Genomic DNA, 645 nt, shown 5'->3' on the forward strand with positions numbered 1-645 from the left:
CAACGTGCTTGTGTATGATTTGTGCGGCTGAGAATCGATAGATTTTCAGTCGTTGCGAATCATATTGTTAAATATATAAATTTTTAATTGAAGTAGGAGTAAAGCATGAATTATACACGTTGTTGCCACACGTTTTTTATCAGTCGTTTTAATTTTCTGTCAGTTATTCTCAATTGTACAAATCCACATTTTCCAGCCACTCCATAAACCGCTTGTGCAGTTTCTTTTTTAAATTCAGTCCATATCCGTTCTACATTTTCGGATTTCAGTTTGTCCACAACAATGCTTAATTCAGGTCGGTCATTTAGATTTACAATAATCGAACGTCTTTTTTTGTAATGTAAAATGAATAAAATTTTACAACCACATTCAATTCCGTTTTTGTTTTTATGTTCGTTGAAAATAGTTGGCGAATGTACTGTCTTAATTTTCGGTTCAGATTGTTCGTAAATTGAGTCAGATTTTATTTTAGACTTAATTAATTCAATCCGTTCTGCTTTGGATTCCGCTTTTTCATATTCCGCTTTCCATAGTTGATTTTCCGATTGTAAATCACAAACAGAAGTGTCGTTTTCTTGAGCATAAGTCATTCCGAAAACTAAAATTGTCAATATGTACAGAATTTTTCTCAAATGTGTGGCAACG

At 32.6% G+C, this 645-nt stretch carries 1 protein-coding gene; it reads right to left on the reverse strand.

The annotated features are described in order from the left end of the window. Positions 1 to 110 precede the first annotated feature (110 nt). The coding region (locus tag JS40_RS00060) for a hypothetical protein (protein WP_233273923.1) at positions 111 to 645 on the reverse strand (535 nt) is incomplete at its 5' end.

This window comes from Altibacter lentus, assembly GCF_000746845.1.
GTDB classification, from domain to species: Bacteria; Bacteroidota; Bacteroidia; order Flavobacteriales; family Flavobacteriaceae; genus Altibacter; species Altibacter lentus.